Raw genomic sequence first — 17,417 nt, 5'->3', positions numbered from 1 at the left:
CCAGGCATCTCGGATGCGAACGGCGCGCGATCTCCGCGCGAGTTTCGCTCAACTTCCCGCCCAGTCAAAGCTGTAGAACACAACTCCCGCGCAAGCGAAGTTCAGCAACGCAGTTATCGAAGCTGCGATGGTCATTCCCTTGGCCGTGTCCTCGTGCCCCTTCCGGCGAGCGATGATGTACGCAGGGAGGACGTAGACAAACTGGGTCACGCAGATGACAGGAAGGATGATTGTGCCCATCATGGCTGCGGCTGGAATTTGCAGTAGATGAAGCAGCAAGACCAGACCGATTCCTTTTCCGACAGAGCCCCGTGACGCGGGCTCGTGGATCAAGGGCTTCGCACTTTCTTTTTCTGGCAAGTCCTCTTCAGACATTTAGTGCCTCCGCACGCTTCCGCAACGGTGCGAGCCGTGTCTGCTCGAGACCGTCGCGATAAAACAGGTTGTAGGTGTCAAACGGAATCAATCGCCCGTCGGGATGAACGATATGAACGCAGCTCTTCTTCACCGATCTGACATCGAACGAGTAAGCATCTATGAAATCCATAATGATCACTCGAAACAGATTCTCGTAGCCCATTCCCTCGGGAGCTTCGGCCATCGGCAGACAACACAGCAGCTCGCGAAGACTCGCCACTCCTGATTGCGGAGAGTGATTCGTCGCGAAAAGCTTGAAGATGTGATCGCGAACGTCGTCATCGTATTCGTAAACGATCGTGTTGCGGCGTCCGCCGATCAGGACTTGCGGGTCAATCAGGCTAGTCAGCGGGACAACCTGATCTCCTAGCTTCAATGCGTAAGCCATCGCCAGACTGTCCGGATGACAAGGGACCGGTATGATGTCTTCCGGCCTGAACACAGCGCTCTGCTGCAGAATGCTTCGCCGCACTTCAGTGAGAGTCAACCGATCGGTCGCTGGGTCGTACTGTTCGAGCCGTCCCGCCGCTTGGATCGGCTGAAACGTCACGCCCCGAACGCAGGGCTGCTTCAAAGCGAAGTCCACGATCTTTCCGATCTCTGCGTCGTTCAGGCCCTTCTTCAGAGTCACCACCAGCGTGGTTGAGATCCCGAGCCGATTAAGCCGCTCGAGAGCTTGCTCGCGGACGTGCCGCAGATCGGCGCCGCGCAGCTCCATCAACGCTTCACGCTCGAACGAATCGAACTGGAGGTACAACTCGAAGCCCGGCATGTAGCCGGCGAGTCGAGCCGTGAACTCTTCATCGTTAGCGATCCGCACGCCGTTGGTGTTGACCATCAGGTGGCGAATTGGCCGAGCCTTCGCCATATCCAACACCGCGAAAAAATCCGGGTGTAGAGTCGGTTCGCCTCCGGAAATCTGGACGACGTCCGGTTCACCTTCGTTGCGAACTACCGCGTCCAGCATGAACTCAATCTGCTCGAGACTTCTGAACTGCTGGCGCGACGGACCGCTCTCCGAATAGCAGATCGGGCACTTCAGATTGCAGTAGTCGGTTATCTCGATCAGCGAAAGACACGAGTGCTGTTCGTGGTCGGTGCACAGTCCGCAGTCGTACGGACATCCCCACTTCACCGGCGTGTTGTAGACGTTCGGCATCTCGGGCGGCTTGATGAACACTTCGCGGCAGCGGCGATAGTAGTCCACATCGTCGGCGAGCAACACTCGCTGGGCGCCGTGCTCGGGGCAACGCTTAAGCATGAAGACGTTGCCGTCCTGGAAGACGATCTTGCCTTCGACCTTGCGATAGCAGATCGAGCAGATCGAAACCGCTACATCGTAGTAAAGATATGGCCGCACGCGGTCGGTCATTGAGTGGCCGCCTCCTTTCGCACGAACAGGTACGGAAGATCGCGGCAATAGTACAACAACATCATTACGCACGCCCACTGAATCGAGGTCAGCCCGGCAAGAGCGAGGCCGGGCTTCAGAAAATCAATCGCGAGTCTGAATCCGAAATAGCCCAGCATGAAACCCTTGAACAGATCACCTTCGCGATGCGGCTTTCTCGCAAGCCACGCGAGCCATATTGCCATCAGGCACAGCCAAACGATCTCGTACACCTGGACGGGATGTCTTCTGATGCCGTCTCCAAAATCGATACCCCACGGCAGACCGGTCGCGATTCCGTATGTGTCATCGCTCAAGCCCGATAGAAAACACCCGACGCGTCCAATTGCAATCCCCATACAAAGCGGAATCGCAAACAGGTCTCCAGTCCTCCTGAGGATGCCCAGCCGCCGCTTTGTCGCCTCGACGGCGATCAGTCCCCCGATCAAGCCGCCAACGATGGTCTTGCCCGCCATCAGATAGAACAAGTCATTCCACTGTCGCAGAGTCAGCGCAGGATCGCCTAGCCAATAAAGCAGCTTGCTGCCGATGGCAGCGCCACAAATCGCAGCGGCTACGATCCACATCCTATCGCGGGTACTCAGATGATCGCCTGAACTCTTCCGCTGCTTCAGGTAGACCCGGTAGCCGACAAAGTAAGCGAGCGCTTCGAAAACAAAATGCGGATGAAGCCGCAGCGGGCCGAGGGGAAGGTAAAATGGAAAGCTCATCGCGGAATCCCGGCTTGGGTGTCATCACTTCTACGCGCGCCTACTGAGAGCGCCAAGGTTCCCGGAAACGATCTCCAAAAGCATCTGCGTGAACGCCGACCGAGGCAACACATAATCGCAGCCCGCGGCTTGAGCCTGCCGGATTAGCTCGGTCTGAACGTGCGAAACGAAGCTGACAACCGGCACCGCGCTCAACTCAGAATGTGATTTGAGAAGCCGGATCACTTCGAGAGGGTCCAAACGATCAGAGTTGAGATCGATGATCACCAGCGACGGCGGCTTCGCGACAAGCCCCTCGAGTTGCTCGCGCGACTTGACTCGCTCGATCTGTCGTCCGCATTCCGCCGCCGCAGCGTTGATCTTCGCGGTGAAGAACATGTCATCGACCAGGATCGCGACTCTATCTGTCTCTGTTGTCATGAGCGACATTCTAGCGGAATGGACCGCGGATGACACTGATGCGACGGATTCGCACGGATCAGATCCGCGTAAATCCGTCAGATCGCCTCATCCGTGGTCTATCCTCTCCTTGATAGAATCGCGCGCCAGACGGTATCATTCCCGACTCGATTCACAGTTCATAACCAAGGAGAATTCTGATGAAACTCAAAGCAGCACTTGTTCTTTTGATTGTTCTCGTCTCGGCGGTGAACGTATTCGCGGCCGATCCGAAGCTCGAGGGCGCGTACAAATTCGTCAGCCTGAAGTTTGAGGGAGGCGGTCAGACTGAAGCCGAAGCAAAAGGGATGATCGTTGTGCACGGCAAGTATATGGCGTTCGTTAAGGCGAGCGTCGGACGCCAGACCTGGGAGCAAAGCGAGCCCCAGGAAGAGCGCGCGAAAAAGATTGTCGCGGCGTTCCAGGGTCTTGCCGCCACTTGTGGCACTTTCGAGGTACAGGGCAACGTGATCAGCTTGTTACAGCTCGCGCAGGCAGGCCCGTCTTCAATGGGAACGACGACTAAGTGGGAGTACAAGCTCGACGGCAAGAAGCTAACGCTCAAGCCGGTCGCCAGTCCGGGTGTCGAGTTCAGTTTCGAGCGGCTGCCTTAGCGCGCCCGACCCGTTCGTAGTTCAGAGTTCAAGCTTCAGCTTGCGTGATTCGATCGGGTAAAGCCGTGGAAGCAAGCTGAAGCTTGAACTCTGAACTACGAACTTCCGCCTGAAGGCCGAACTACGAACACTCTTCATCGGAGGACTGCCGTGAGAATCATCCGTATTCTTCTCGTCGCAAGTTTGATTGCGGTCCTGATGCCCACAGGGTTATCCGCGTTCACCCCGGAGGAAAAGCCCGACAACGCGACGCAAGACGACGCGAAGAAGCCTCAAGACAAGGGCGCGCAAGAGTCGGCAGCCAAGCCAACAGAAGAGCCTAAGAAAGAAGAACCGCGTAGACCGCCAGATCCAATGTCGGCTCCGACCTTCGCAGGGCTGCGACTTCGCTCCATCGGGCCTGCCTTTACTTCGGGCCGCGTGTGCAGCATTGCGGTTGATCCCACCGATCACAGCCGCTATCTCGTCGGCGCCGCGTCGGGGGGCGTGTGGAAGACGACCAACTCCGGAACCACATGGCTTCCGGTCTTCGACAATGAAGGCTCGTATTCGATCGGCACTATCACGATTGATCCGAAGAACCCGTTTACGGTGTGGGTCGGCACCGGAGAGAACAACAGCCAGCGGAGCGTCTCGTATGGCGACGGCGTGTACCGCTCAGACGATGGCGGTAGGACGTGGAAAAACGCCGGCTTGAAAGCCTCCGAGCGCATCGGCCGCATCGCCATCGATCCTCGCAACTCGGATGCGGTCTACATAGCCGCTCAAGGCCCGCTCTGGGGACCGGGTGGCGATCGCGGACTGTTCAAGACCACCGATGGCGGCAAGACCTGGAAGAACATTCTCTCAATCAGCGAGAACACGGGCGTGACCGACGTTGTGATCGATGCCAACAATCCCGACACAATCTATGCCGCTTCGTATCAACGCCGGCGTCACGTTTGGACCTTGATCAATGGCGGACCCGAGAGCGCAATTCACAAATCGACCGACGCAGGAGCGACCTGGAACAAGCTCAGGGCCGGGCTGCCGACGGTCGAGATGGGCCGCATCGGCCTAGCCATCTCGCCCGTCGATACGAACGTGCTTTACGCAACAGTTGAAGCCGCGGACGCCAAGGGAGGGATCTTCCGCTCGACGGATCGAGGAGGCAGTTGGGAGCGGCGAAATCCATTTGACACCACCGCGATGTATTACTCTCAGATCTTCGCCGACCCGAAAGAACTCGACAGGATCTACGTGATGAACGTGTTTCTGATGGTCTCCGACGATGGCGGGCGCACTCTTCGAAGGCTGGGAGAAAAGTCGAAGCACGTAGACAATCACGTGATATGGATCGATCCCTATAACACCAGACATTACCTGGTAGGCTGCGACGGCGGCGTATATGAGAGCTATGATCGAGGCGCGAACTGGCAGTTCAAATCCAATCTTCCGCTAGGCCAGTTTTATGATGTGACTGTTGACAACTCGACGCCGTTCTACAACGTGTACGGGGGAATGCAGGACAACTACAGCGTTGGAGGTCCGTCTCGCACCCGGAGCGCGTCAGGGATCGTCAACTCAGACTGGTTCGTCACCCACGGGGGCGACGGGTTCCGGACTCAGGTTGATCCGGAGGACCCGAATACGATCTACGCCGAGCTGCAGTACGGCTCGCTCGTGCGCTTCGACAAACGCACCGGCGAACGCATGGGCATCCAACCCGGAGAGCGAAAGGGCGAAGACGGGCTCCGCTTCAACTGGGACTCGCCGTTTATCATCAGCCCGCACTCACACACGCGGCTGTACTTCGCCGCCGACAAACTCTTTCGCAGCGATGACCGGGGAGACACCTGGAAACTGATCAGCGGGCAACTGTCGCGCGCGCTGGATCGAAACAAACTGCCGGTGATGGGTAAGATCTGGGGACCCGACGCCGTCGCAAAGCACACTTCGACCGATCCGTTCGGAAACTCATCCGCGCTCGCGGAATCCCCAAAAAAGGAAGGGTTGATTTACGTCGGGACCGACGACGGGTTGATTCAGATCACCGAAGACGCCGGAAAGAACTGGCGCAAGATCGAGAGCTTCCCAGGCGTGCCAGATATGACTTATGTGAGCCGCCTGTCTGCTTCCCAACACGATGCCGACACGGTCTATGCTGCGTTTGAGAATCACAAGAGAAGCGACTTCGCGCCCTACTTGCTCAAGAGCACCGATCGCGGAAAGTCCTGGGCTTCGATCAAGAGCAACTTGCCGGCTAATGGACCCGTGCTGGCATTCGCAGAAGATCACGTCAATCCCAATCTGCTGTTCGCCGGCACCGAGTTTGGATTGTTCTTCACCATCGACGGCGGCCAGAAGTGGATTCAACTCAAAGGCGGTCTGCCGACAATCTCGGTTCGCGACCTCGCGATTCAAAAGCGGGAGAATGATCTGGTAGTCGGCACGTTCGGGCGGAGCATCTACATCCTGGACAACTATGCGCCGCTTCGCGCATTGAAGCCTGAGATGCTTACGCAAGAAGCTACGCTGTTCCCGGTCAAAGACGCGATGATGTACATCCAATCTCAGCCGCTCGGCGGGCGCGGAAAATCATTCCAGGGCGAAGCGTTCTTCACCGCGGACAACCCGCCGTTCGGCGCGACGTTCACCTACCATCTGAAAGAAGCGCCGAAGACTAAAAAGCAGAAGCGCCAGGAAGCCGAGAAAGAAGCCGAACGAAAAGGCACGCCGCTTCCCTACCCCGCGCTTGCGGACTTGAGCGCCGAAGAAGAGGAGGAAGCGCCCGCGATCATCTTCACCATAACGGACTCATCGGGTCGAGTAGTGCGGCGACTGAACGCGCCTGCCACGCCAGGGATGAATCGCATGAGCTGGGACCTTCGTTATCCGGCTCCGACGCTCGCGCCTCCACGGCCCGCAGACGGCGAAGAAGATCCGTTTGCTGAACCGCCGGGAGGCCCGCTGGTTATCCCCGGCAAATACACCGTGGCCGTCTCAAAACGGGTGAACGGCGTGACCGGTCAGCTTTCAGCGCCGCAGGAGTTCACTGTTTTTGTCGACGGCCAGGCTACAATGCCGACGCCAGATCGCGCCGTGCTGGTGGAATTTCAGCAGAAGGTCGCGCGCCTTCAACGAGCGGTGAGCGGCGCATTGGAAACTGCAAACCAGTTGAAGACCCGGCTAGGCCAAATGAAGCGCGCGCTGCACGAAACCCCAGCCGCCGAAGCAAGGCTTACCGCCGACGCGTCGTCGATCGAGAAGCGCACAAACGAAATTCTCCGCGCGTTGCGTGGCGATAGCGCACTTCGGCAGCGGCAGGAAATCCTTCCGCCGTCGATCGTCGAACGAGTCGGCACGATCGTTTCGGATCAACGCATGTCAACGTCGGCTCCCACTCAAACCCAGAAGGACCACTATGCCGCGGCCGCGCAAGAATTCGAACAGGTGCTCGCCCAATTGCGGGCGCTGGTCGAAGGCGACGTTGCGAAGCTCGAGAAGGCAATGGAGTCGGCAGGCGCACCGTGGACTCCGGGGCGCATACCGGAATGGAAGGATAACTGAAGGCCGAGCGGTTCAGAGTTCAAGCTTCAGCTTGCCTGATCTCGAACGAGCACCTAAGCTGCAATCCCCACGGGATTAATAGTCCCGTTGGCATAGAGGCATTCTCACCGAACGAACCCTCGCTATCACCACGTTTAGCCCTCAAATCAGACTTCGAGCACGTCCCGTTCGAGATTTTTCTTAAATAATTCTGCAAAAAACGAAACACTCTTTCCGTCCTGATCATGTAGGAGGGGAAGACAAAATCAGTCGATGGGCAGGAGAGCGATCGGGCATCTGGATTCATACACGGCGGTCCTTCCGCTCAAGCAAATAGCCGCCGGTTTTGGCTGGCCTCCTTCCGGCCGGCCACCAAGTACCCCTGGGTGCGGAGAACCATCCCCTCCTCGCGCTCAGGGCATTGAGCCTCAACCCTGCCAAACGCGACTTTCGCCTGAGAGTCGAGAGGCTCAAACTGAGGGGTGCGAGAAGCAGTCCACTTCTCGCGCCCTCCTCCTTCCAACAATCCGATTCAGGGCTCGGCTACGTAATCATCAGCGGCCCGAACGCCGGCGGCCCGGTTTCGTTGCTCGCTAATCATCATCGATCCTTTCGGAGACTTATTGAACCGAGGCAGACAGGCTGGGTTAGCTGCCACAACCAAAAACATCAGTTAAGGAGGAAAATGTGAAGAAGAATCACCTGTTAGGTCTTTCCCTTGCGATCGCTGTTCTACTATCTTGCGTTGGACCCGCTCGCACGGCATCGGCTCAGAGCGGCGCCTCGCTCTACAAGAGGCTTGGCGGATACGACGCGCTTGCCGCGGTAACCGATGAGTTCATCGGGCGGCTGGCAACCGACAAGACGCTCGGCCGCTTCTTTGTGGGGGCCAGCGACAATTCGAAGATGAGAATCCGGCAGTTGGTGGTCGATCAATTGTGCGCGGCGACCGGCGGGCCTTGCGTGTACATCGGCCGTGATATGAAGACGTCGCACAAGGGGCTCGGCATCACCGAAGAGGATTGGAACATCGCGGTCAAACATCTGGTGGCGACTCTCACTAAGTTCAAAGTTCCCGAGAAGGAGCAAAAGGAAGTAGCAGCGGCCATCTCGACTTTGAAGGCAGATATCGTAGAGAAGCCGTAAGCGCGAAGTCATTAGTCTATTCCGATGCGCGGCGCGGGGAGCTTCGTCGGGAGTTCCTCGCGGCTCCGGTCTTTGGCTAATGGGTCCGCAGTATGATACAAACAAGCCCAAGATGCTCAGCTCCAGTTAGATATTTCTTTCATTTTTTTCCTTCAACAGGAGAGCTCCCAATTTAGCCGAGCTGCTGGCTTCTAGAGGATCGTAGCGGACGAACCAGCTATAGAATATATCCTTGTACTCCGAAACCATGGAAAGTGTATTTATATCGCGATCGTGCAAGTGCCGTTGAAGAGGCTCTCGCAGATCAGAGAGTATCTTCATTTTATAAGAGAACAGTCTACAGTCGGGATTTTCCGAGTGCTGGAATTCTGACAACTTCAGGAGGTCTTTGTCGTTATCAGTAAATTTCTTTGCCACAATTCCTAACAATGTCGATCGACTTTTGGGTTGTTCAGATCCTAGGATAATTAAATACTCCATTTCCGTAGCAAATAGATTCGTTATCCAGAGCGATGCCAAGTGAGAGGCCATAGGATACAGATCACTCAATATGTCTCTAATTCTCGCCGGCTCTTTGTCAAGCTCGGCGAACGTCTTTATTATCCGATAAACTGAATGCCCGCTTCTCGATTGTAAGAGGAGATTTACCATCGTTGAAATAGTAGAGGTGGAAGTCCCTTTCCCTAATAATTGCTCGGCAAATTCGTAAGCCAATTGTCTGTCTTTTCCTGGTCGCTCTAGTATCTGGAACAGTACCAAAGCCGTGAACGGCCTTATGGTTCCTTTACTCACGATACTAAGCCATTCTTCCTTCAATCGAGTCCTGGACAAATTTAGTTCCCGCATTATGTCATTTATGCAGGCAACTATTGTCTTGAAATTGCTTGCCGGCCTTTCAGCATAAACATACTGCTCGAGTGTATCAGCGAAGTCTGTCCAATCCCCGCTTTTCAAGGGTTCATATAATCTCAGTGCGCAATATTTAGCTTCGCTTTCGTTAAAATATTTCCAGGGCGTTACAAAGAATTCGTTTCTCATTAGTAACCAAGAAAAGTCGCTCAATTCTGAAGACCACTCTAACTTCATCTTTCCTATATCAAACTCTGATAAAAGAATGTCTCCGTAATCTTTTAGAATAGGTGGCTCTGCCAGCTTCACCGCCCACTTTCGCCAAGCTGACAGTTCAGAAGCGCTTGGAATGCTATAAGTGGGCGTGCGAATGAACTTCTTTGACGTGGCTTCTAGTACGGGACATATCAGAATTGACCATCTAGGTTCTGGGAATGATAGATAGGCAACCAAAGGGCGAACGTAGGATACTTCCCCTAAGCACACTAACGCGATTAGGGCATCGACCATAGTTTGATGTTGGTCTATTTGTGCCGGTGAAAAGTCCCATAGCTCTTTCATATAAAGTTCACTTCGGTCGGCATACCAATCAATCTCTGTACGGGCGTGTCCAGCGGTTCGATATATCGCCTCACAAAGAGCCAGTTTTCGTTCGCCAAGTGCTAGGGTTTGGAAACGAACAATGTCTATTCCAAGGTTTTCTAGGGAACGCGAAAGCGCTGTGGATAGTATCTCACTCGATATTTTCGTCTTGCTGGTGACTTGCTTCATTTTTTTTTCTTATAAATGGTAGTCTTGTGCTCTACTACTCCGGTTACCCGGTCTACTCTTATTATTTCAAAGGGAGAAGCGATCTGGAGCGGTATTCCCAGTTCCTCAAGCCACTCAAACTCAGGACGTTGAGGAATACCATATGTCGATCGTACCTTGTTAAAGTCGTAAAACTCATCAATAGGAACTTGTATTGTTACTATATAACCGGGAGTGCCTCTAGACAAAGCGAACGACCGCGCAATGTCCCGTGATGGAGATGTGGATACAAAAGGATTTTGTTTACCAGAGACCTGCGCTTGGTACATCGCAAGATTCAGCAGGCTCGGATTGCTGTAATCGGTCAACAGTTCCAGAAGTCCTCTCGCGAATGAGCGCGCCTCTTTGAACGCTCTTCGACGAGCAAGTTGGTACTCTATGGCAGGAGCCATTATTACGGCACCCGCCGACCAGAGTTTTCTTCCGTGATACACAGTTATGACCGACGTCTTCTTAGGGCTCTTGATCCCACTCATTCATCGCACCGCAACTGAATAGGCCGTCTACATTGGGACCCGCACTATCAATCTCGCTGTCGATGACGATAGCTGTCAATTGTGATACTTATTCGTGATCGGCATGCGCCGGTCGCGGCCGAATGCGCGCGGAGTGATCTTTATGCCCGGTGCTGACTGGCGCCGCTTGTACTCGGCAAAGTCCACCCGGTTCACAACCCATCGAACGGTTTCAAGGTCAAATCCGGAATCCGCGATTTCCTCAGCGCTCATGTCTTTTTCGATGTAAGCCTCGAGAATCTCATCCAGCACGGAGTAAGGCGGCAGCGTGTCCTGGTCCTTTTGGTCCGGGCGCAGCTCGGCGGAAGGCGGGCGGGTGATTACATATTCCGGGATCACCGGCCGAGCGCCTCGACGGTTGACGAACCGCGCAAGCTCGTACACAAGAGTCTTGGGCACATCCTTCAACACCGCGAATCCGCCGGCCATATCCCCGTAAAGCGTCGAGTAACCTACGCTCATCTCGCTCTTGTTGCCGGTCGATAGCACCAGCCCGTGAAACTTGTTTGACAGCGCCATGAGGATGTTGCCGCGGATACGGGCTTGGAGATTCTCTTCCGTCGTGTCTTCCGCAAGCCCGTTGAACGCCGGGGCCATCATCTGGAGATACTGTTTGAACGTCTCTTCGATCTCGATCACTTGAAAATGCATGCCGAGGTTTTCGGCGAGCCGGCTTGCATCACGCCCCGACTCCGAAGACGAATATCGCGTAGGCATGAAGACGCCGTTCACACCGTCGGGGCCGATCGCATCGGCGGCGATCACCGCCGTCAACGCCGAATCGATGCCCCCCGACAGACCGAGGTAGACCTTATCGAAGCCGTTCTTGCGCACGTAATCGCGCGTGCCGGTGACCAGCGCCGTGTAGATCTCTTCCGTTTGTTCGAGCCTTTCATTTAGCCGAACATCGAGCGGCGGCCTGTTCGGCGCAGGCCGCAAACCGTTTCCGAGCTCGACCAGATAAAGTGAATCGCCCGCGCTTGCCTTGAGCTTCTCTCGGCGGCGGCGCGGATCGTGTAACCGCTCTGAGAAAACTCGTTCGATGTTGATGTCGGCCAAAACCAGGTCCTCGGCAAACGCGGAGCCGCGCGCGATGATACGGCCGTCTTCGTCGATGATCACGCTGTTACCGTCGAAGACCAGCTCATCCTGCCCGCCGATCAGATTGCAGTAAGCAAGCGCAACTGCGTTGTCTTCGGCTCGCGTGCACAGCATCCGTTCGCGATCCGGTATCTTGCCGGCATGGTAGGGCGATGAAGAGATATTGATGACGAGGTGCGCGTCGCCCACCAGCGCCTGCATCTTTGTTGGGCCACCGGGGTACCAAATATCTTCGCAAATGTTTAAGCCGATGCGCGCTTCCCCCAACAAAAAAACCGGGCAGGTAGTGCCCCGCTGAAAATACCGCTCTTCGTCGAACACTCCGTAGTTAGGTAGAAAGTTCTTGTGATAGGAATTCACGAGCTTTCCGCCGGCGATCACCGCCGCCGCGTTATAGATATCCGAGCCGTCCGTATCGACGAAGCCCACGATGACTATCAGATCATTTGCCGCGGCGATTATTCTGTCGAGCGCGTCAAGGTTATCGCGCACGAAATGAGGCTTGAGCAGCAAGTCTTCGGGAGGGTAACCGGTGAGTGCGAGCTCGGGAAATGCGACGAGGTCCGCGCCGGCCGTTCGCGCTCGGGCGATGTAGTCGAGCACCAGGCGAGTGTTGCCCGAAAGGTCGCCCACCGTCGCATTGATCTGGGCCAGCGCTACTCGAATGGTGTTCATGAGAGTCCGTGGTCCGTAGTCAGTAGTCCGTAGTTTCTGGTCGAGCAACGAGCAACGAGCTACGGACCACGGACTACGGACTACTGACTTCAACGGTATCAACTATGCCTACAACCGCGGCGTCAATCGGACACTCCTTGCACCCGAAGGCCATTCGCGCAGAGCTGCCCTGCACTATCAAGACGACTTCGTGGATTCCCGCGCCCACCGTGTCGACCGCGACGAGATGGCCTTTCTCGTCCTGGCCATCAACGCCCACTAACCGAGCGACAAGCAGCTTTCTCCCGTGAAGGCGATCGTCCTTGCGGGTGGCCACTACCGTTCCAACTATTCGAGCAAGAATCATAATCAGTGGTCAGCGGTCAGTGGTCAGTGGTCGGTGGTCAGTGGTCAAAGTAGTCCGAACAATCTGGACTACGGACTACGGACTACGGACTACTGACCACGGACGTCTTCCTCATTTTTCGCGCGACTCGTAAGTGACCGGCATGTTCTCGTCTACCGCCGAGTGCGGACGCGGGATGACGTGAACGCTAACAAGCTCGCCAACACGCCTGGCCGCCGCCGCGCCTGCATCGGTCGCCGCTTTCACCGCCGCGACGTCACCGCGTACGATGGCGGTGACCAGCCCGGCGCCGATCTTTTCATAACCGATCAGCGTCACGTTAGCGGCCTTCACCATCGCGTCAGCCGCTTCGATCATCGCTACCAACCCCTTCGTCTCGATCATTCCAAGCGCTTCCATAGAATCTCCCTTTCGAATCCTGAATTGCCGATTGCCGATTTGACGGTCCACACTCGGATCGTGGCCATCTAATCCGAAATCGGCAATCGGAAATCGGCAATCTGCAATCTCATTGTTTCATTTCTCGCGCGACTAGTCGCGCTGCTTCGGTAATAAGCGCCGTCAACTCTTTACGAGTCAGCGTCACCGTATCATCTCCATTCGTGCCGTAAGATCGAGTCGCGCTCCCAACGGCACAGGTCGAGGCGTGTCCGTGCGAAAAACCACAAGCCTGACAGCCTCGCGCCCCCGCGGGCATGTAACCCGCTCGCTCGCGCACGTCTAACAGCTTTTCAATCGCCTCGGGCGGCAGTTCGCGCGGTTTCCCGACTAATCGAGCGACCAGGGTTATCTTTGCAAAATGCTCGAGCGTTTCCATCCGCGCGAATGCCAGCTCGAGATCCGGCCCGTACGCGACCGCGCCGTGGTTCGCTAACAATAACGCATCGTGATGTGGAATGAACGGCGCCAGCGACGCAGGCAGCTCGTCTGTAGAGGGCGTGCCGTAACCCGTTAGCGGCACGCATCCAAGGGTCAGTATAACCTCGGACAGCAACGGCTTATCGAGCGGAACATTCGCTACCGCGAAGCCCGTCCCGAAAGGGGGATGCGCGTGTACCACCGCGTGAACATCCGGACGCAGTTGATAGATTGTCTTGTGCATCGCGAACTCGGACGAAGGATTCCGCTCGTCGCGCCGGCGTTTTTTGCCGTCGATGTCCACCAGCACGAGCATGTCTTCCGTCATACGCCCTTTGCACACCATCGTGGGCGTGGTGAGTATCGTCCCGTCCGTAAGCCTCGCGCTGACGTTGCCATCGGATGCCGCGACGAATCCTAGCTCGTAAATGCGGCGGCCTATCTCGACGATCTGCTGTCTAAGTTCGCGTTCCGTTTGCATTGTTGCTGCTTACCTGCGGAGAACAACTTACCAACGATCGATTGTATCAATCCTGGTAAGCGCCTCAAAGTGTCACGTGCTATCCGAGTTGCTGTCAAGCGCGGAAGCCTCGTAGCATAGACTTTAGTCTGTGTCCGGGTGATTCTTCTTGTACGGTAATCACGAGACACAGACTAAAGTCTATGCTACCTCCTGGAAGGAAGATCGAGAGAGTTAGCGCGCGCCAGGGGTATGACCTCTGGTCAAAAACCTATGACTCGACGCCCAACCCGGTGGTGTCGATGGATTCGCGACATACTAGCAAGGCGCTCGCAGCGCAGGGCGGCGAACTGATACTCGACGCCGGCTGCGGTACTGGAAGACATTTAAGGCAACTGCTTTCGGCGGGAACCATGCCGATTGGAATCGACTTCGCGCCCGGCATGTTGAAGGTCGCGCATCGCCACTACCCAAACGCGCCTCTTGCGTTAGCGGACCTTGAGCGCCCGCTGCCCTTCAAGCCTGGAACCTTCGACGCGGCCCTGTGCGCCCTAATAGGCGAGCACTTGAGCGACCTTGGCGCAGTTTCGCGCGAGTTCTATCTGGTGCTGAAACCAGGCGGCAGGTTGGTCTTCTCTGTCTACCATCCGCAGATGTCGGCGGCTGGAATCGAAGCGAACTTCGAGCAAGAAGGGGTTGAGTATCGGCTGGGCGCATTTCACTACACAGTCCGGGAGCACGTCGATATCTTCGAAGACGCTGGGTTCGTTGACGTCGAGGTGCGCGAGTTCACTGGCGACGAAGAACTGGCCGCGTCGGTTCACGCGGCGGCGAAATATCTGGGCTTTCCAGTGCTGTTGGTATTGACGGCGAGAAAATCCTAGCCCTGAACTTCAGCCTTCCCGTGGTTCATCGCAACTTTGGTGTGCGCGCACTTCATACTACAATTCGGTCGAGGAGAATCGGATGAAAACATCTCGGGGTTTCTCGTTATCACTTGCGCTCGTTGGCGCGCTCGCTCTTCTGGCGATGAACATTTCGGCGCCGGCCCAATCGCAAACCATCAAAGCGCTCGTCGGCGGCACGCTCATCGATGGCTTCGGCAGCAAGCCCATTCGCAACAGCGTCATCATTATCGATGGCGAGCGTATCAAGGCCGTCGGGCAAGTCGGCTCGCTCGCGATTCCGAAAGGCGCTGAAGTCATCTCAACCGAAGGCATGTCCGTTCTGCCAGGGCTTTGGGACATGCACGTTCACCTGATGATCAACGGCCACAGCGACTACGCGCACTGGGACAAGACCTATACGCCCCAGTTCGAAAACGTAATCATGCCGGCTTCGGCGAAGCAACTGCTGATGGCCGGTGTCACCAGCGCGCGCGACCTCGGCGGGCCGCTCAAAGAGAGCCTATCCGTACGCGATCGGATCAACGCGGGCAAGCTGCCGGGGCCAACGCTCTATGTATCGGGGCCCTTCATTCAACACGAGCCGTACCCGGGCACTGAGTATTTTCGATGGGGAACCAATGGCGCCGCAGATGCCCGCGACAAGGTGCGCAAGCTGGCCGAAGCGGGAGTCAACTGCATCAAGCTCATCGATCAGGACCAGATGACCATGGAAGAAGTGCAAGCCGTGGTCGATGAAGCTCACAAGCATCGGCTGACGGTCGTCGCTCACTCGCATCGCCCGGAAGAGATTCGCCGAGGGCTTCAAGCCGGCGTCGATTGCTTCGAACACACCGGGCTGGCCGCCGCCCCTGAATACCCGCCGGACATCGTCGCCCTGCTGCGCGAACGAACTGCGAAGATGAGCCTCGGTCCGCTGTTTTGGACGCCTACGATTGAGGGCTTGTTGAATTACGAGTACGTGCGCGAAAACCGCGAAGCATTGGATGATCCGTCCTGGCAGGTTGGCTTGACCGAGGCGATTGTCGCGGACATAAAGCAATCCCTCGAACATCCGGACCGGCTTCCTTATTTTCAAATCACGCCCAACCGGCGGCCGACGCTAAAGAGAAAGTTTCAGCAACTCGCCGAGTCAGGTGTCGTGCTTTTGATCGGCACTGATAGCGGCATACCGATGAAGTTTCACAGCCAGAGCACGTGGCACGAGCTTGATGCGTGGGTCAATCATTTCGGCGTCGACCCGATGACCGCGATTCGAGCCGCAACTTACTGGCCTTCTGTGCTGATGAAAGTCGACAGCCAGGTTGGAACGGTCAGCGAAGGAAAATACGCCGACATCATCGCGGTGCGCGGCGACGTGCTTCGTTATATCGACCTGCTTCAGAATGTCGGTATGGTGATCAAGCACGGGACTCGCTATAAATGAAGTGTGGTTCCACAGTTCCTGAGAATTAATGCCGTCACCCGAGCGAACCGAGGCGAAATGATCGCGCGCGTCAGGTCTGCGCTAGCCGCCAGCGCCGCGTGGGTGCTTGACGTGAAACAGTTCTCGAATGTATCGGTCTGCTTCAGTTTTGAAATTCCAGGCAACCGAGTGGCGCGGCTTCGCGAAGCGCTGGCGGCTGCCGATCTGCGGTTGACCAGGGAAAGCAATGATTCATTCGCAAGCTTCAGCGCGAGCAATGAGTCCGCCGGCGAAGGGTCTCAGACAACCGACGTAGCGGGCACGTTGCAAATAACCTTCATACACAACGAACCCGATTTGAAAATCGAAGTGCCTCGCATTCCGGGCTGAGCAACGCACCGGCTCGAACAACATGCCAAAACCTCCCGAGAGAAGAACTCCAACGATCCTGTTCACTCGAGCCACCTCCGAGTGGATAAGCAGGGTGAATCAGAAACACAAACAGCTAACCGAGCTTCAGCTCTCGGCGGAGCAGAGAGAAGCGCTCGAGCGGTGGGCGGAGACCGAGTTCGTCTATTCGACGCTCAGACTTGAAGGCGTGGCGGTGGAGCACGAGGATGTCGCGCGGGCCGGGTCCGTTTCTGTCGCCGCGACGGATAGCGACCGATCGGCGACGGCTCTGCTCGAGTCGCTGCGGACGGTTACTTCTTTGGTTCGCGCGAAGGGCCAAGCTGCGAGACTCACCGCCGACCTGCTTCTCAGCCTTCACAAGGTACCCGGAGAAGCCTCGGCGTTTCGTAGCAGCGCGGGTGAGGCTCGGCGCGTGAAGCCTGCGCCGGCTGAGGCTCTGCCGGTGATGATCGACAGCGCCTGCCAGTGGTACACCGCCGACTCCTTTACTGAGCTTCATCCCGTCGAGCAGGCTTCAATCGTCTTTCTGCGGCTGATCGAAATGCAGCCCTTCGAGGCGGCGAACGAGCGGACCGCGCTGCTGGCCGCAAGTCTATTCACCCTGCGCCGCGAGCTTCCACCCATCATCATCAAACCAGAAAAGCATGCAGCCTATCGCGCCGCGCTTGATGAAGGAATCCGAATGAACACAAAACCGATGGTCGAGCTTATAGCCGAAGCCGTCGAGCGCTCGCTCGAGAAAATGATCCGGGCAATAGAGGAGAACAAGGATAAAAGGTAAAGCGGCCGACGCGTACAGCTTCCGCCGGTACCGAAGT

The 17,417-nt window shown here is 56.4% G+C and carries 17 protein-coding genes; 7 read left to right on the top strand and 10 right to left on the bottom strand.

From position 1 onward, the window contains the following. Positions 1–48: 48 nt before the first annotated feature. The 4 genes from AABO57_11990 to AABO57_11975 are packed head-to-tail and all read right to left on the bottom strand — an operon-like array spanning position 49 to position 2,958. The gene (locus tag AABO57_11990) at positions 49–375 is read right to left on the bottom strand and encodes a hypothetical protein (GenBank protein MEK6286455.1); all 327 of its coding nucleotides are present in this window, start codon (positions 373–375) and stop codon (positions 49–51) included. Beyond that, positions 368–1,789 carry a radical SAM protein gene (locus AABO57_11985; GenBank protein MEK6286454.1) on the bottom strand — a complete coding sequence of 474 codons (1,422 nt, stop codon included), beginning with the start codon at positions 1,787–1,789 and terminating at the stop codon, positions 368–370. The genes AABO57_11990 and AABO57_11985 overlap by 8 nt, the downstream gene beginning before the upstream one ends. Further along, positions 1,786–2,538 (bottom strand): prolipoprotein diacylglyceryl transferase family protein, encoded by a 753-nt coding sequence (locus AABO57_11980; protein ID MEK6286453.1) that lies wholly within the window; start codon positions 2,536–2,538, stop codon positions 1,786–1,788. The genes AABO57_11985 and AABO57_11980 overlap by 4 nt, the downstream gene beginning before the upstream one ends. A gap of 30 nt (positions 2,539–2,568) precedes the next feature. After that, positions 2,569–2,958, bottom strand: coding sequence for a response regulator (locus AABO57_11975; protein MEK6286452.1), 390 nt, complete (start codon positions 2,956–2,958; stop codon positions 2,569–2,571). Positions 2,959–3,137: 179 nt separating this feature from the next. On the opposite strand from AABO57_11975, the gene AABO57_11970 reads away from it, so the two are divergent. The 3 genes from AABO57_11970 (at position 3,138) to AABO57_11960 (ending at position 8,264) form a co-directional block, all read left to right on the top strand. Further along, positions 3,138–3,590 (top strand): lipocalin-like domain-containing protein, encoded by a 453-nt coding sequence (locus tag AABO57_11970; protein MEK6286451.1) that lies wholly within the window; start codon positions 3,138–3,140, stop codon positions 3,588–3,590. A 150-nt stretch (positions 3,591–3,740) separates the two neighbouring features. Further along, positions 3,741–7,139 carry a glycosyl hydrolase gene (locus AABO57_11965; GenBank protein ID MEK6286450.1) on the top strand — a complete coding sequence of 1,133 codons (3,399 nt, stop codon included), beginning with the start codon at positions 3,741–3,743 and terminating at the stop codon, positions 7,137–7,139. A 666-nt stretch (positions 7,140–7,805) separates the two neighbouring features. After that, entirely contained in the window at positions 7,806–8,264 is a 459-nt protein-coding gene (locus tag AABO57_11960) for a group 1 truncated hemoglobin (protein MEK6286449.1), read from the top strand. Between the two features lie 126 nt (positions 8,265–8,390). Here the strand turns inward: AABO57_11960 and AABO57_11955 are convergent, their stop codons facing one another. From AABO57_11955 to AABO57_11930, 6 genes are all read right to left on the bottom strand, one after another. Beyond that, the gene (locus tag AABO57_11955) at positions 8,391–9,884 is read right to left on the bottom strand and encodes a hypothetical protein (protein ID MEK6286448.1); all 1,494 of its coding nucleotides are present in this window, start codon (positions 9,882–9,884) and stop codon (positions 8,391–8,393) included. Next, positions 9,881–10,399: a hypothetical protein gene (locus tag AABO57_11950; GenBank protein ID MEK6286447.1), complete on the bottom strand. Its 519-nt coding sequence runs from the start codon at positions 10,397–10,399 to the stop codon at positions 9,881–9,883. The genes AABO57_11955 and AABO57_11950 overlap by 4 nt, the downstream gene beginning before the upstream one ends. 75 nt (positions 10,400–10,474) lie before the next feature. Then, complete coding sequence (locus AABO57_11945; GenBank protein ID MEK6286446.1) at positions 10,475–12,214, bottom strand: NAD+ synthase; 1,740 nt, start codon at positions 12,212–12,214, stop codon at positions 10,475–10,477. A 73-nt stretch (positions 12,215–12,287) separates the two neighbouring features. Continuing rightward, positions 12,288–12,560 carry a EutN/CcmL family microcompartment protein gene (locus tag AABO57_11940; GenBank protein MEK6286445.1) on the bottom strand — a complete coding sequence of 91 codons (273 nt, stop codon included), beginning with the start codon at positions 12,558–12,560 and terminating at the stop codon, positions 12,288–12,290. A gap of 111 nt (positions 12,561–12,671) precedes the next feature. Next, entirely contained in the window at positions 12,672–12,959 is a 288-nt protein-coding gene (gene eutM, locus AABO57_11935) for an ethanolamine utilization microcompartment protein EutM (protein MEK6286444.1), read from the bottom strand. A 109-nt stretch (positions 12,960–13,068) separates the two neighbouring features. After that, a complete protein-coding gene (locus AABO57_11930) occupies positions 13,069–13,899 on the bottom strand; it encodes a class II aldolase/adducin family protein (GenBank protein MEK6286443.1) in 831 nt (276 codons plus the stop codon). 182 nt (positions 13,900–14,081) lie between these two features. On the opposite strand from AABO57_11930, the gene AABO57_11925 reads away from it, so the two are divergent. From AABO57_11925 to AABO57_11910, 4 genes are all read left to right on the top strand, one after another. Beyond that, entirely contained in the window at positions 14,082–14,762 is a 681-nt protein-coding gene (locus AABO57_11925; protein MEK6286442.1) for a methyltransferase domain-containing protein, read from the top strand. Positions 14,763–14,907: 145 nt separating this feature from the next. Then, positions 14,908–16,209, top strand: a complete 1,302-nt coding sequence (locus AABO57_11920; protein MEK6286441.1) for an amidohydrolase family protein — start codon at positions 14,908–14,910, stop codon at positions 16,207–16,209. A 57-nt stretch (positions 16,210–16,266) separates the two neighbouring features. Then, positions 16,267–16,578: a hypothetical protein gene (locus AABO57_11915; protein MEK6286440.1), complete on the top strand. Its 312-nt coding sequence runs from the start codon at positions 16,267–16,269 to the stop codon at positions 16,576–16,578. A gap of 94 nt (positions 16,579–16,672) precedes the next feature. Further along, complete coding sequence (locus AABO57_11910; GenBank protein MEK6286439.1) at positions 16,673–17,380, top strand: Fic family protein; 708 nt, start codon at positions 16,673–16,675, stop codon at positions 17,378–17,380. Positions 17,381–17,417 lie beyond the last annotated feature (37 nt).

Source organism: Acidobacteriota bacterium, from assembly GCA_038040445.1.
GTDB classification, from domain to species: domain Bacteria; phylum Acidobacteriota; class Blastocatellia; order UBA7656; family UBA7656; genus Onstottus_A; species Onstottus_A frigus.
The sequence above is the reverse complement of the archived record's forward strand: the minus strand, read 5'-3'. Positions and strand labels throughout refer to the sequence as shown.

Bases quoted from the DNA above. Each gene is read 5' to 3' on its own strand.
- AABO57_11915 (MEK6286440.1), top strand. From the start codon at position 16,267: ATGATCGCGCGCGTCAGGTCTGCGCTAGCCGCCAGCGCCGCGTGGGTG.
- AABO57_11945 (MEK6286446.1), bottom strand. From the start codon at position 12,214: ATGAACACCATTCGAGTAGCGCTGGCCCAGATCAATGCGACGGTGGGC.
- AABO57_11975 (MEK6286452.1), bottom strand. From the start codon at position 2,958: ATGACAACAGAGACAGATAGAGTCGCGATCCTGGTCGATGACATGTTC.
- AABO57_11980 (MEK6286453.1), bottom strand. From the start codon at position 2,538: ATGAGCTTTCCATTTTACCTTCCCCTCGGCCCGCTGCGGCTTCATCCG.
- AABO57_11925 (MEK6286442.1), top strand. From the start codon at position 14,082: ATGCTACCTCCTGGAAGGAAGATCGAGAGAGTTAGCGCGCGCCAGGGG.
- AABO57_11990 (MEK6286455.1), bottom strand. From the start codon at position 375: ATGTCTGAAGAGGACTTGCCAGAAAAAGAAAGTGCGAAGCCCTTGATC.
- AABO57_11955 (MEK6286448.1), bottom strand. From the start codon at position 9,884: ATGAAGCAAGTCACCAGCAAGACGAAAATATCGAGTGAGATACTATCC.
- AABO57_11940 (MEK6286445.1), bottom strand. From the start codon at position 12,560: ATGATTCTTGCTCGAATAGTTGGAACGGTAGTGGCCACCCGCAAGGAC.
- AABO57_11920 (MEK6286441.1), top strand. From the start codon at position 14,908: ATGAACATTTCGGCGCCGGCCCAATCGCAAACCATCAAAGCGCTCGTC.
- AABO57_11985 (MEK6286454.1), bottom strand. From the start codon at position 1,789: ATGACCGACCGCGTGCGGCCATATCTTTACTACGATGTAGCGGTTTCG.
- AABO57_11950 (MEK6286447.1), bottom strand. From the start codon at position 10,399: ATGAGTGGGATCAAGAGCCCTAAGAAGACGTCGGTCATAACTGTGTAT.
- AABO57_11970 (MEK6286451.1), top strand. From the start codon at position 3,138: ATGAAACTCAAAGCAGCACTTGTTCTTTTGATTGTTCTCGTCTCGGCG.
- AABO57_11930 (MEK6286443.1), bottom strand. From the start codon at position 13,899: ATGCAAACGGAACGCGAACTTAGACAGCAGATCGTCGAGATAGGCCGC.
- eutM (MEK6286444.1), bottom strand. From the start codon at position 12,959: ATGGAAGCGCTTGGAATGATCGAGACGAAGGGGTTGGTAGCGATGATC.